Origin of the sequence: Burkholderia sp. MS389 (assembly GCF_016899425.1) — a bacterium.
Taxonomy (GTDB): Bacteria; Pseudomonadota; Gammaproteobacteria; order Burkholderiales; family Burkholderiaceae; genus Burkholderia; species Burkholderia sola.
In genome coordinates, this window is record NZ_CP045995.1 from 2,358,213 (window position 1) to 2,370,281 (window position 12,069).

The window sequence follows — 12,069 nt, forward strand, 5'->3', positions numbered from 1 at the left end:
CCCCCATCGTTTTCCCCTTTCGGGTGCACGACCTGACGGCTATAGCATGTTGAGCCGGCAGGGGCGTGCTTCCGATAATCACCCAGCGTCATAAGCAATCCCGTTTTTCATCTTAAGAACCCGGAGCCACACATGTCGACCGTTGCAAGCGGCACGGCCGCGCTGAGCGATCACGCCGCCCGCCAACTAGCGAACGCTACCAAGACCGTCCCGCAGCTTTCCACGATCACGCCGCGCTGGCTGACCCATCTGCTGCAATGGGTGCCGGTCGAGGCCGGCATCTACCGCCTGAACCAGGTGAAGAACCCGGAAGCGGTGCGCGCCGCGTGCACGCAGCTCGAAGACGAAAGCGTGCTGCCGCAGACCTTCGTGCCGTACGAGGAACAGCCGCGCGAATACTTCCTGAACGCGGTGAGCACGGTGCTCGACGTGCATACGCGGATCTCCGATCTTTACAGCAGTCCTCATGACCAGATCAAGGAACAGCTGCGCCTGACGATCGAGACGATCAAGGAACTGCAGGAAAGCCAGCTGATCAACAATCCCGATTACGGGCTGCTCGCGAACGTGACCGACGAACAGCGGATCTTCCCGCTGACGGGCGCGCCGACGCCGGACGATCTCGACGAGCTGCTGACGAAGGTGTGGAAGGAGCCGGCATTCTTCCTCACGCACCCGCTCGCGATCGCCGCGTTCGGCCGTGAATGCACGCGGCGCGGCGTGCCGCCGCCGACGGTCAGCCTGTTCGGCTCGCAGTTCCTCACGTGGCGCGGCATTCCGCTGATTCCGTCGGACAAGGTGCCGGTCGCGGACGGCAAGACCAAGATCCTGCTGCTGCGCGTCGGCGACAAGCGCCAGGGCGTCGTCGGCCTGTATCAGCCGGGCGTCGCGGGCGAGCAGGGGCCGGGCCTGTCGGTGCGCTTCATGGGGATCAACAACCAGGCGATCGCGTCGTACCTGATCTCGCTGTATTGCTCGCTCGCGATCCATTCTCCGGATGCGCTGGCTGTCCTCGATGACGTCGAAATCGCCAAGTTCCATGACTATCCCGACACCTACCGTTAATCCCGGCCTGGCCGGCGGCGACGCGCACGCGTTGCCGCATGCGCCGCTGCCGGCCGGCTTGCCCGACCCGGCGACGCTCGCGCGGCTCGCGTCCGAGTTCTTCGCGACGCCGCCCGGGCAGGCCACCGCGCCCGGGCTGTCGGCCGGCAGCGGTGCGGTTGGCGGCGTGCCGTCGGCCTTGCCGGCCGCGGCGCCGATTCTCGCGGCGGTGAGCAACCCGGTGCCGGGCGGCTCGCCGCTCGCGGGCCCGGGCGGCGCGGGCACCGGCGTGCCGGGTCTTGCGTTGCCGCAAGGCAAGGTACCGGGCGCGAACCTCGCGCCGTCCGCGCCGACGCACGTGCTGTCGCTCGGCAACCGCGCACCCGCGCTCGCGCCGCATGCGGCCGCGCAGAACGGGCTGCCCGACAACGCGGTGTCGATCGCGCCCGCGCTCGAACCGCGTGTCGGCGGCGCGGCGCTCGGCGTGCCGCAGGTGAATACGCCGGCACCGGAAAGCGCGGCGAAGACGTCGCCGTACTACTTCACCGACGGTTCGCTGCAAGGCTGGCAGGCGACGCCGCAGGACATCGTCGTGCCGTCGAACGGGCTGGCGTCGCCGGAAGCGTTCGGGTTGCCGGACGACGACGCGCTGCGCGAACTGCTCGCCGTGCGTCGCGACGTGCCGGTGTCGCGTGCATCGGGCGCATCGGGCGCATCGGGCGCGGATGTGCCGCGGTATTTCATCGACGACGCGCACGCAGCCGAGCCGCAAAGCCAGCTGTATCGCGGCGCGCATCCGCCGTTCGACGTGAACGCGATCCGCCGCGATTTCCCGATCCTTCAGGAGCGCGTGAACGGCAAGCAGCTCGTCTGGTTCGACAACGCGGCGACGACGCACAAGCCGCAGGCCGTGATCGACCGCCTCGCATACTTCTACGCACACGAGAACTCGAACATCCACCGCGCGGCGCATGCACTGGCCGGCCGCGCGACGGATGCGTACGAGCATGCGCGGGAAACGGTGCAGCGCTTCATCGGCGCATCGTCGCCGGACGAGATCGTGTTCGTGCGCGGCACGACCGAGGCGATCAACCTGATCGCGAAGACGTGGGGCGTGCAGAACGTCGGCGAAGGTGACGAGATCGTCGTGTCGCATCTCGAGCATCACGCGAACATCGTGCCGTGGCAGCAGCTTGCCGCGGTCAAGGGCGCGAAGCTGCGTGTAATTCCGGTCGACGATTCGGGGCAGGTGCTGCTCGACGAATACCGGAAGCTGCTCAACGATCGCACGAAGATCGTGTCCGTCACGCAGGTGTCGAACGCGCTCGGCACGGTCGTGCCGGTGAAGGAGATCGTCGAACTCGCGCATCGCGCGGGCGCGAAGGCGCTCGTCGACGGTGCGCAGTCGATCTCGCACATGCGTGTGGACGTGCAGGCGCTCGATGCGGATTTCTTCGTGTTCTCCGGACACAAGATCTACGGGCCGACCGGGATCGGCGTCGTGTACGGCAAGCGCGCGATCCTCGACGACATGCCGCCGTGGCAAGGGGGCGGCAACATGATCGCGGACGTGACGTTCGAGCGCACGGTGTTCCAGCCGCCGCCGAACCGCTTCGAAGCCGGCACCGGCAACATCGCGGATGCGGTGGGGCTCGGCGCGGCGCTCGACTATGTGAACCGCATCGGCATCGAGAACATCGCGCGCTACGAGCACGATCTGCTTGCGTATGCAACGAGCGTGCTCGCGCCGGTGCCGGGCGTGCGGCTCGTCGGTACCGCGCGCGACAAGGCGAGCGTGCTGTCGTTCGTGCTGAAGGGCTATGAAACCGAGGAGGTCGGGCAGGCGCTGAACGAAGAGGGCATCGCGGTGCGCTCGGGGCATCACTGCGCGCAACCGATCCTGCGGCGTTTCGGGCTCGAGGCCACGGTGCGGCCGTCGCTCGCGTTCTACAACACGTGCGATGAAGTCGATGCGCTGGTGAGCGTCGTCAGGAGACTGGCGGCGCGGCGTTGATGTTTTCGTTGCGCTGACGTCGATGTTGCCCGCTTGCGGCGGCCTTTGCGGGCCGCCGCAAGCGTTTTTATGCTACCCGGTTAGAAACGCACGACCGGCTTCTGCTCGACGCTGAAGCCGTCACGCAGCACACTGGCCGAATCCGCGAAATAGCGGCGGATTTCCGACAGCAGATCGGTGCTGCCGCGCCGGCAGAACACCACGCCCGATCCTTCCTCCGTCAACAGCTCATCGATCAGCGATTCGGGTTGCCCGATATCGGCGAGATGGACGTTCTGCACGCCGTGCGCGAGCGCATCGAGCGCGTCGCGTACGTACGGCGCCGCGTCGGCGGCTGGATGTTCGGCGAGCCATTGCTCGAGTTCCGCGATGCCGTACAGACCGGCAAGCTCGCCGAGTTCGCGCAGCCATGCACTGTCGACCATCATCACCAGCGTGACGGCGCCCGTGCGTTGCGCGAACAGGCTGCCGAGCCGTTCCGGGCGCAACAGCCGGTCGTGGCCCGCGTCGTCCGGTGCGACCGGCATCACGACGGGCACCAGTCCATTGTCGAGAAACGCGTTCAACGCAGCGCTGTCGAATCGTGCGATCGCGCTTGTGCTCGCGTGGTCGGGTTCAGCGCAGGCAACCAGCAAGCCGCCGTCGTGACCGTCGACACCGATCGCCCGGGCGCCGTGGCTGCCGATCAGGCGCACCAGTTCATGATTGATGCCGGTCATGGCCGCATGCACGGTGTGGACCGATTGCGTGCCGGACGCGGTCGGGATGCTTTGGATCACGATCGGACGGATGCCGGTGAGCGCGAGCAGCGCGACATCCTGTGCGAAGGCGGAGCGCGCGTGGGCGTCGCTCGCGGCACCGCCGTCGACGATGACGACGGTCTGTCCGTGCAGCGCCTGCATGAAAGGCAGCGCGCGGGTCAGGCCGGCCACGCGTCGGGTGGGAGTATCAGGGTCTGGGAACATGGGAATCGGAAATGATGGAGGGAATGCCTGCCGTTGCACGATGTCGGGTCAAACAGTGCGTTGCATGAGCCGGTGAATCTCTTCGGGCGTTTGCGCATCGCGCGACGCCTGCCGGATCGCGCGTTCGCTGAACCATCGCGCGGCATCGGCGAGCAGTTCGAGGTGCACGCGGTCGTCCGCGTGCGGCAGCACCAGCACGATGAATTCATGCACGGGCTTGCGGTCCGGCGCGTTGAACGCGAACGGGTACCGCGCGCGAACGAACAGCGCGACGGCCGAGCCGAGCCCGTCGACGCGCGCATGCGGAATCGCGACGCCTTGCCCGAGGCCGGTCGAGCCGAGTTGCTCGCGCTTGATCAGTTCGGCGCGGATCCGGTCGGCGGATACGCCGCTGCCGCGCGCGACATGGCGCGCGATCAGGTCGAACAACTGGCTCGCGCTTTCCACGGGTACATCGAGCAGGATGTTGTCCGGCGGACAAGCGTCGGCGAGCCGGGTCGCGAACGGCGTGCTGCCGCGTCGGTGAGCGAGGGGGGATTGGCCGCCGACGGCGGCCTGCTGCGTTTGCATGCGGATTGCTCCGTGTCGGGATGACAGGGAAATCCTAGATAACCTCGCGTAAAGACGGTGTCAGATACGCGGTGGGCAAGCATTAAAATTTCGTATCGAGCGCCGACGGAGCCGCGCCCGATATGGGCAACCTCAGGTGCCCGACAGTACGAACGGCAGCGTCGTCAGCACAAACACCGAAATGCCGACGACCGGCGCACCGAACGCGATTGCCGCGAACGCGACCGCGGCGCTCGCCAGTACGAGCGTTCTCGACACCCGGCGATGCCGGTCGTGCGCCGTCGTTCGTGCTTCGTGGAGGGTTTCGGTCCGCCGCCCGATCACGTGTTTCCAGAACGTCAAACCCAGCATCATTTCACGGCTCCTGTATGAAAGACGATCGCGACGGGGCATGCGATGCTGCGGAAGCGGAAGGCCCCGTGAATGAAATCAGTGATGCAAAACAACCGGCTAGAATCGGCGGATCGATGGCGCGTCGTTACGCGGCCTGTGTCGATGCACGTGCTCGAACGCATACATTGCGATGCGTGACGACCACATCGACATCGCGTTCAAGCGTGCACGGAAAGGACTACGGCGCGCATCGTCCGCCTGTCGGCAGGACGGTGACTCGGGAAGGTGACGCAGGCGTCCGGCCTGTCAGGCAGAAAAGCAACTCGGAGGACGAGGACTTCGGATGCGCATGGCGCGTGCTCGGTCGTGGATGGCGGACCCATTCTAGTGAACGGATGCGCGGGCGCAAGTAAAAAGGTCGTAAAGGGGTGGGAGTCGCGCGTTACCAGCGGTTCCGCAGACGGTCGATCCTAAAGAAAAACGCGTGACGACTTCCGTCGCCACGCGTTTCCCGTGACTACATGACCGCGCGCATACCGACAAACCGGCGCGCACGCCGCCACGTCGTCAGAAATCGAACCCCGGCCCGCCCGCGCCCGGGCCGCCGGGCGCGGCGGCCGGCGCCGCATCCTTCGGCGCTTCGAACACGGTCGCATCGGTCGTCAGCAGCAGCCCGGCCACCGACGCCGCATTCTGCAGCGCGGTGCGCGTGACCTTGGTCGGATCGAGCACGCCCGATTCGACGAGGTCGCCGTACTCGCCCGTCTGCGCGTTGTAGCCGAAGTTGCCCGCGCCTTCCGCGACCTTCGCGACGACGACGCTCGCCTCCTCGCCCGCATTCGTGACGATCTGGCGCAGCGGTTCCTCCAGCGCGCGCAGCACGATCTTGATGCCCGCGTCCTGATCGGCGTTCGCGCCCTTCAGTTCGCGAATCGCCTGCCGTACGCGGATCAGCGCGACGCCGCCGCCCGGCACGATGCCTTCCTCGACGGCCGCGCGCGTCGCGTGCAGCGCGTCGTCGACGCGATCTTTCTTCTCCTTCACCTCGATTTCGGTCGCGCCGCCGACCTTGATCACCGCCACGCCGCCCGCGAGCTTCGCGACGCGTTCCTGCAGCTTCTCGCGATCGTAGTCGGACGTCGCCTCTTCGATCTGCACGCGGATCTGCTTCACGCGCGCCTCGATGTTCTTCGCATCGCCCGCGCCGTCGATCACCGTGGTGTTTTCCTTGCCGACTTCGATGCGCTTCGCCTGGCCGAGCTCGGCGAGCGTGGCTTTTTCGAGCGTCAGGCCCGTTTCCTCGGCGATCACCTGGCCGCCGGTGAGGATCGCGATGTCCTCGAGCAGCGCCTTGCGGCGATCGCCGAAGCCCGGCGCCTTGACCGCCACCGTCTTCAGGATCCCGCGGATGTTGTTCACGACGAGCGTCGCGAGCGCTTCGCCTTCGACGTCTTCCGCGATGATCAGCAGCGGCCGGCCCGACTTCGCGACCTGTTCGAGCACCGGCAGCAGATCGCGGATGTTCGAAATCTTCTTGTCGTGCAGCAGGATGTACGGGTTTTCGATCTCGGCGATCTGCTTGTCGGGATTGTTGATGAAGTACGGCGACAGGTAGCCGCGATCGAACTGCAGCCCCTCGACGACGTCGAGCTCGTCGGCGAGCGACTTGCCGTCCTCGACGGTGATCACGCCTTCCTTGCCGACGCGGTCGATCGCTTCGGCGATACGCTGGCCGATCGATTCCTCGCCGTTCGCGGAGATCGTCGCGACCTGCGCGATTTCCTTGCTCGTGGTGGTCGGCTTGCTGATCTTCTTCAATTCGTCGACGGCCGACGCGACGGCCTTGTCGATGCCGCGCTTCAGATCGAGCGGATTGAGCCCGGCCGCGACGTACTTCTGGCCTTCACGGACGATCGCCTGCGCGAGCACGGTAGCCGTCGTCGTGCCGTCGCCGGCCGCGTCGCTGGTGCGCGACGCGACTTCCTTCACGAGCTGCGCGCCGATGTTTTGCAGCTTGTCCGCGAGTTCGATTTCCTTCGCGACCGACACGCCGTCCTTCGTGACGACGGGCGCGCCGAAGCTGCGTTCGAGCACGACGTTGCGGCCCTTCGGCCCGAGCGTGACCTTGACCGCGTTCGCGAGAATGTTCACGCCTTCGGTCAACTTCGATCGTGCGATGTCGCTGAAAATGATTTCCTTGGCTGCCATGATTGCGCTCCGTTATTGATTGACGACCGCGACGATGTCTTCTTCGCGCAGTACGAGAAACTCGTTGCCGTCCACCTTGACGGCTTGCCCCGCGTACTTGCCGAACAGCACGCGCTCACCGACCTGCAGGTCGGGCACGATGCGCTGGCCGTCGGTATCCTTGCGGCCGGGGCCGACGGCGATCACTTCGCCCTGGTCGGGTTTCTCGGCGGCGCTATCGGGAATCACGATGCCCGATGCGGTGGTGGTTTCCTGGTCGAGTCGCTTCACGATCACGCGGTCGTGCAAGGGGCGTAGGCTCATCTTTTCGTCCTGTGCTGTTCTGTCGAAATTGGCTGGCACTCTTTAACAGAGAGTGCTGACGAGTATAAAAACGCGCGGCGGTGCGATCCAATAACGGATTCGGAAAAGCATTTGCGCGAATGCGCTTTGGACGGGAAGACGGGGAACGGAGAGGGAGGAGGCGGAAGAAGGCGGCGTCTGCCGCCTTCAGGCGTCACGATGCGACGCGAACCACGACCTTGCCGAAGTGCTGCCCCGATTGCAGGTATGCATACGCTTGCGGCGCCTCGTCGAAGCCGAACACGCGATCGACCACCGGCTTGATCCGTTTCGCGTCGACGAGCCGCACGACGTCGTCGAGCATCGCGCGGCTGCCGACCATGAAGCCGTGCAGACGCCGGAAGCCGCCGATCAGCGGCAGCAGCCCGAGTTCGGGCCCGTCGAAGCTGCTGAGCCCGCCGATCACCGACACGATGCCGCCTGTTTTCGTCGCGGCGAGCGAGCGCGGCAGCGTATCGCGTCCGCCGACTTCGACGACGAGATCCGCGCCCGCACCGCCGGTGAGGCGCAATACTTCGTGTTGCCATTCGGGCGTCGTCCGATAGTTGATCGTTGCGTTCGCACCGAGTGCACGAGCGCGTTCGAGCTTCGCGTCGCTCGACGACGTGACGATCGTGCGCAACCCGGCGGCCTGCGCGAGCTGTAGCGCGATGATCGATACGCCACCCGTGCCGAGCAGCACGACGGTCGCGCCCGGCGACAGTCCGCCGTCGACGAACAGCGCGTTCCACGCGGTGACGCCCGCGCACGACAGCGTCGCGGCTTCGTCGTAGTCGAGATGCGCGGGGATCGCGACCAGCGCGGCCTCGTCGGACACGAAGCGTTCGGCGAGCACGCCGTCGAATTGCGCGCCGGGCGAACCCGACACTTTGTGCGGTGTCGGCGGCCCGTCGATCCACCGCGGGAAGTACGTATTGATCACGCGGTCGCCCGGCTTGAAGCGCGTGACGTCGCGGCCCGTCTCGACCACTTCTCCGGCGCCGTCGGCGACCGGGATCAGCGCGTCGGTGCCGATACCGAGATAGTCGCCGCGCGCGAACATCAGGTCGCGATAGTTCAGCGCGGCCGAATGGATCCTGACGACGACGCCGGTCGGCCCGACCGCGCGCGGTGTCGCGTCGATGCGCCGGAGCCCGGCAATACCGTCGCCCGGTTTGATTTGCCATGCATGCATGTCGACTCCTTTTCGAGATAGTCAGGACTATCATAGTGTTGCGCAGGTGGACGCATTGGCGAGAATTCGGCCGACGATTGTCGCCAGCACGGACACAACCTTGTCATCGCACCGGAGCGGAGCGGCATGGATGAACGGCTGAGAGGCGTCGCCGAATTTGTCGACGTGGTGGAATCGGGCAGCTTCGCGGCGGCGGCGCTGCGCCTCGGCATGACGCGCTCGGCCGTCGCGAAGATCATCGCGCGGCTCGAACTGCGTCTCGGCGCGCGGCTGCTGCAGCGCACGACGCGCCAGCTCGGCCTGACCGACGAAGGGCTCGTCTATTACGAGCAATGCCGGCGGCTGCTGGCCGAACTCGGCGAAACGGAGGCCGCGCTCGACGCGGGGCGCCGCGAGCCGGCCGGGCGCGTGCGCGTCAGCGTGCCGGTGCTGTTCGGGCGGCAGTGCGTGGCGCCCGTGGTGCGGCGTCTCGTCGAGCGCCACCCGCGGCTCGAAATCGACATGTCGTTCAGCGACCGCGTGGCCGACCTCGTCAACGACGGCTTCGACCTGGCGGTGCGCATCGGGGAGTTGGCCGATACGAACGCGCTGGTCGGCCGCAAGCTGGGCGTGCAGCGCATGGGCATCTGCGCATCGCCCGCGTATCTCGCGCGTCACGGCCGGCCGTCGGGGCTCGACGAACTCGCGTCGCACGTCGGCATCGCGTATTCGCGCGGTGGACAACCGACGCCATGGCGGGTCATCGGCGCGGACGGCGCGGTGCACGACCATCGCGCGGCCGGCCGGCTGCGGTTCGACGACCTGCAGGCGATCGCCGATGCGGCTGCCGCCGGCGCGGGCCTTGCGTGGCTGCCGTGCTGGCTGATGGCGCCGTACGTGCGCGACGGCCGCCTCGCGCTCGTGATGGACAGCGACAGCGTGTCGGGCGCCGAAGTGTTCGCGGTGCGACCGGCGGCGCGTCACGTGCCGTCGAAGGTGCGCGTGGTCGTCGATGCGCTGGTCGACGAGATTCCGAACATGCTGGCGTCGGACGACGCGAACGGCGAGCGCGGATGACGGCGAGCGGTTCTCCGATGACGACGTGACAATCTGGTTGGATGCGTGTCGCACTCTCGTGCGTCTCGCATAGTCAGCCTGAACCCAGTGAGGAAAAACCGGTAAGCCGCTTTTTTCGGGCGACTAGCGCTTGCGTCGTCGCGGATCGATACTGTTTTGTTCGAGCAGCTTGCGCAGCCGCGAGTTTTCGATCCACAGTGAAGCGAACGCGGTCACCGTCATCAGAAGCGGAAACCATTCGCCTGTCGCGCTGATGATCGCCCAACCTGCGGCCGTGACGATCAGTGCCGTGACGATGAGAAGCAATCGGTCTGCAAGCCAATTCATTGCGCACCCCGAATCGCAGTGTTCGCCTTCAGGCCGAGATAGCTGTGCGGGCGCGGCGCGAGCACTTTCTCGGGATAAGTCGCGCAATTCTTACATGTCCCTTTCCAAAAATTGACCGGCAACTCTAGCAGGTTGTCGAGCAGATCGATCGAGTTTAGATCGGGTGATTGCGCCGGCGATATCCCGCCCATGGTGCTGGGTAGCGCTGACGCTGGCATGCCGATCGGTCGCGGTAACCTTCGCGATTGCCGCGATCGGTGTAGTTTTGCAGCTCTTGTTGGCCGTCTCGAGACTTTTTCTAACGTTTCCACGCCAAGGATGGCGAGGGTATGGAGCGCATTGGTGCGCTACGGCGACGCGTCGCGTGTGTCGGCGCTGTTTTCCTGATACCACCCGCCACCGCGTTGATCGCGCTCGTCGTGGTCAGCGAGACGAGCGGCGGGCTCGCGTGGTGAGGCATGGCGCTCGCGGCCGCCGGTCTGTATCGGGTGATGCGGTATTGAGCGCACGACAGGGACTACCTGGGGCAGGTAACAGAATTTAAAGATTTCCGACGCTGGGAGCACATACGTGCACACATCCGGAATGCGAGCGTCTGCGCGGCGCCAAACAGCGAGCCGCTGCGCCTCGGCGGCATGTCTCGGGGAAACAATGCGAGCCGTCAGTCCCGACGCGCGCAGGTTTTTGCGTGTTCCATGAAAACCGCGAGCTTGTGACATCGTGTTGCGAAAAGTAGATTCGCCCGACGGTAACGCCGGGGTTTCGAATGGCTTCAATCGCAATCGAATTGGGTTCGGGAAAGCGCGCGACACTGACGCGCGCGGGACGTGGAACGTTGTTGGCCAGTCAGCGCGCCGCAATCTCCGAACTGATGCTGCACTGGCCGAAGTATGCAGGCCTGACGACGAATGCGGTGATGTACGTGCGGCAATTGGGCCTTGGTACCGTTCGTGGTGCACCGCTCGATGTGCTCAGGTCCGCCATCGAGGATGGGCGGGTCGTCGTCGAGATTGAGCGCGTGGCGGTGAATGGCGGCGCTTCGGATGGTCGGCGGTCCCTGCCCCCTTTCCCTCGTGGGAACCGGTTCGGTAGAGTGGCACCCATGGCGTTGCGGTCTGCGGACACGCCAATCCCGAGTTGGGCACGGCCAAGCGATGTATCGGCTGATGAGTTGATACGATACCTGGAGAGCATCATAGCTGGCACAGGCAGTGGTATTGCCGGCATCGCGCCCGTACGGGTTGATAGTGCGCTGCTCAGCGACGCGACACCGTTCTCGCTCGACGACTCACCGTGGGGCGACGCTATGACCACGGCGGCTGTCGACGCGTTTCAAGAGGAACAGTGTTTCGCACGATACGAAATCGACATGGAAATGTGTGCGGCCGCTGGCGCGATGTATAAAGACCCCAGAACCTACGCATTGTGCAGGCAACGTGCTTTCGAAAAATTTCAGACCTGTAGAGGACGGTGACATGAGCAAACCGAGACGCGCCACCATCGTGTTTTACGACGAGGAGACCGAACAGGTTACGCTGTGCACGGTGTTTCGCCGCGACGTGCAGGCCGTCCTTGACCGCGAAATGAATGCAGGTGTCGCCATCACGATTCCGCCGCATGCAGAACCGAATGACGGGTGCCCGATTACCGATGAGGACGCGCGGCGATTGGGCGGCATGGCGCTGCTGATGCAGGCGGGTGTACATCCGGAATTGCGCGAACGGCTCAAGTTCGCAGAGTCGGGTTCCATCGACTGGTCCCCCGTTCAGCGCCCGGACACCGACTGAGAATTGGGGTGGGGCGCCTGCATCATGCCGTCGTGATGGTCTACGACGAGAAGAAGGGCGGACGTCCCCGTAAAAGGCGCGGTGCCGGACAAACGTGCGCCGCAATCGCGATTCGCCCGAAGCTGATGCGACGTGATTCAACCTGACGCGGCGAATCAATCGTCGTGCGAGTTGCGGAATACTGGCCTCCTTACATATTCCCCCACCCCGTTAGCATGTGACGAATCCGACTTTGGGCGTTGCGCGCGC

At 65.5% G+C, this 12,069-nt stretch carries 13 protein-coding genes; 6 read left to right on the plus strand and 7 right to left on the minus strand.

Translation table 11 applies throughout. The features are described 5' to 3' along the window. The first annotated feature begins 132 nt into the window (after positions 1-132). On the plus strand, positions 133-1,065 hold the full coding sequence (locus GJG85_RS26980; RefSeq protein ID WP_050017251.1) for a family 2A encapsulin nanocompartment shell protein: 933 nt from the start codon (positions 133-135) through the stop codon (positions 1,063-1,065). Further along, positions 1,040-3,058 (plus strand): family 2A encapsulin nanocompartment cargo protein cysteine desulfurase, encoded by a 2,019-nt coding sequence (locus tag GJG85_RS26985; RefSeq protein ID WP_050017250.1) that lies wholly within the window; start codon positions 1,040-1,042, stop codon positions 3,056-3,058. The genes GJG85_RS26980 and GJG85_RS26985 overlap by 26 nt, the downstream gene beginning before the upstream one ends. Positions 3,059-3,138: 80 nt before the next feature. On the opposite strand, the gene GJG85_RS26990 is transcribed toward GJG85_RS26985, so the two are convergent. The 6 genes from GJG85_RS26990 to GJG85_RS27015 form a co-directional block, all read right to left on the minus strand. Beyond that, entirely contained in the window at positions 3,139-4,023 is an 885-nt protein-coding gene (locus tag GJG85_RS26990; RefSeq protein ID WP_204384049.1) for an acetylglutamate kinase, read from the minus strand. A 48-nt stretch (positions 4,024-4,071) separates the two neighbouring features. Beyond that, complete coding sequence (locus GJG85_RS26995) at positions 4,072-4,593, minus strand: PTS sugar transporter subunit IIA (RefSeq protein WP_050017248.1); 522 nt, start codon at positions 4,591-4,593, stop codon at positions 4,072-4,074. A 132-nt stretch (positions 4,594-4,725) separates the two neighbouring features. Then, the gene (locus GJG85_RS27000) at positions 4,726-4,947 is read right to left on the minus strand and encodes a hypothetical protein (protein WP_050017247.1); all 222 of its coding nucleotides are present in this window, start codon (positions 4,945-4,947) and stop codon (positions 4,726-4,728) included. Between the two features lie 546 nt (positions 4,948-5,493). Next, a complete protein-coding gene (groL, locus tag GJG85_RS27005; RefSeq protein WP_050017246.1) occupies positions 5,494-7,134 on the minus strand; it encodes a chaperonin GroEL in 1,641 nt (546 codons plus the stop codon). Positions 7,135-7,146: 12 nt separating this feature from the next. Further along, entirely contained in the window at positions 7,147-7,437 is a 291-nt protein-coding gene (locus GJG85_RS27010; RefSeq protein WP_011694564.1) for a co-chaperone GroES, read from the minus strand. A gap of 193 nt (positions 7,438-7,630) precedes the next feature. Next, complete coding sequence (locus GJG85_RS27015) at positions 7,631-8,650, minus strand: NAD(P)-dependent alcohol dehydrogenase (protein WP_204384051.1); 1,020 nt, start codon at positions 8,648-8,650, stop codon at positions 7,631-7,633. A 126-nt stretch (positions 8,651-8,776) separates the two neighbouring features. On the opposite strand from GJG85_RS27015, the gene GJG85_RS27020 reads away from it, so the two are divergent. Further along, positions 8,777-9,706: a LysR substrate-binding domain-containing protein gene (locus GJG85_RS27020; protein ID WP_050017244.1), complete on the plus strand. Its 930-nt coding sequence runs from the start codon at positions 8,777-8,779 to the stop codon at positions 9,704-9,706. 123 nt (positions 9,707-9,829) lie between these two features. Here the strand turns inward: GJG85_RS27020 and GJG85_RS27025 are convergent, their stop codons facing one another. Continuing rightward, positions 9,830-10,033, minus strand: a complete 204-nt coding sequence (locus tag GJG85_RS27025) for a hypothetical protein (RefSeq protein WP_050017243.1) — start codon at positions 10,031-10,033, stop codon at positions 9,830-9,832. A gap of 329 nt (positions 10,034-10,362) precedes the next feature. Between GJG85_RS27025 and GJG85_RS35260 the strand changes: the two genes are divergently transcribed. The 3 genes from GJG85_RS35260 to GJG85_RS27040 all read left to right on the plus strand — a co-directional run bounded on the left by GJG85_RS35260 (position 10,363) and on the right by GJG85_RS27040 (position 11,820). Continuing rightward, positions 10,363-10,488: a hypothetical protein gene (locus GJG85_RS35260; protein ID WP_256975687.1), complete on the plus strand. Its 126-nt coding sequence runs from the start codon at positions 10,363-10,365 to the stop codon at positions 10,486-10,488. 311 nt (positions 10,489-10,799) lie between these two features. Further along, entirely contained in the window at positions 10,800-11,507 is a 708-nt protein-coding gene (locus GJG85_RS27035; RefSeq protein WP_204384053.1) for a hypothetical protein, read from the plus strand. 1 nt (position 11,508) lies between these two features. Further along, positions 11,509-11,820, plus strand: coding sequence for a hypothetical protein (locus GJG85_RS27040; protein WP_050017241.1), 312 nt, complete (start codon positions 11,509-11,511; stop codon positions 11,818-11,820). Positions 11,821-12,069 lie beyond the last annotated feature (249 nt).

Coding starts and splice junctions, on each gene's coding strand:
- GJG85_RS26980 (WP_050017251.1), top strand. CDS start 133: ATGTCGACCGTTGCAAGCGGCACGGCCGCGCTGAGCGATCACGCCGCC.
- GJG85_RS26985 (WP_050017250.1), top strand. CDS start 1,040: ATGACTATCCCGACACCTACCGTTAATCCCGGCCTGGCCGGCGGCGAC.
- GJG85_RS26990 (WP_204384049.1), bottom strand. CDS start 4,023: ATGTTCCCAGACCCTGATACTCCCACCCGACGCGTGGCCGGCCTGACC.
- GJG85_RS26995 (WP_050017248.1), bottom strand. CDS start 4,593: ATGCAAACGCAGCAGGCCGCCGTCGGCGGCCAATCCCCCCTCGCTCAC.
- GJG85_RS27000 (WP_050017247.1), bottom strand. CDS start 4,947: ATGATGCTGGGTTTGACGTTCTGGAAACACGTGATCGGGCGGCGGACC.
- groL (WP_050017246.1), bottom strand. CDS start 7,134: ATGGCAGCCAAGGAAATCATTTTCAGCGACATCGCACGATCGAAGTTG.
- GJG85_RS27010 (WP_011694564.1), bottom strand. CDS start 7,437: ATGAGCCTACGCCCCTTGCACGACCGCGTGATCGTGAAGCGACTCGAC.
- GJG85_RS27015 (WP_204384051.1), bottom strand. CDS start 8,650: ATGCATGCATGGCAAATCAAACCGGGCGACGGTATTGCCGGGCTCCGG.
- GJG85_RS27020 (WP_050017244.1), top strand. CDS start 8,777: ATGGATGAACGGCTGAGAGGCGTCGCCGAATTTGTCGACGTGGTGGAA.
- GJG85_RS27025 (WP_050017243.1), bottom strand. CDS start 10,033: ATGAATTGGCTTGCAGACCGATTGCTTCTCATCGTCACGGCACTGATC.
- GJG85_RS35260 (WP_256975687.1), top strand. CDS start 10,363: ATGGAGCGCATTGGTGCGCTACGGCGACGCGTCGCGTGTGTCGGCGCT.
- GJG85_RS27035 (WP_204384053.1), top strand. CDS start 10,800: ATGGCTTCAATCGCAATCGAATTGGGTTCGGGAAAGCGCGCGACACTG.
- GJG85_RS27040 (WP_050017241.1), top strand. CDS start 11,509: ATGAGCAAACCGAGACGCGCCACCATCGTGTTTTACGACGAGGAGACC.